This window comes from Dellaglioa sp. CoH-55-MRSF-6, from assembly GCF_056782215.1.
Genome location: NZ_JBXAYJ010000069.1, coordinates 1 through 240 on the forward strand (window position 1 = coordinate 1; position 240 = coordinate 240).

A 240-nucleotide genomic window follows, 5' to 3' on the forward strand; every position below is an offset into this window, starting at 1 on the left:
GTTCAATCATTGGGGTTGCAGGTGCTGCAGCTCTTGTCGCTGCTTCTGTCATTGGATTCAGCGCACCGGCACAGGCATCCATCACTCAGTGCGGCAGTAACCGCGCGTGCGCCTGGACTGACTCCAGCTATGCCGGAGCCTTCGGATCGTGGACCAGCAGCCAGTCGTCGCTTGCGGGGTTCCACGACGTCATCTCCTCCGTCGCCAACAACCGAACTGCCTATATCGGCTGGTTCAGCG

At 60.4% G+C, this 240-nt stretch carries 1 protein-coding gene; it reads left to right on the top strand.

Annotated features, from left to right (window positions below):
* On the top strand, positions 1-240 hold a 240-nt coding region (locus AC1RPK_RS07820; RefSeq protein WP_481769368.1), incomplete at both ends, for a peptidase inhibitor family I36 protein.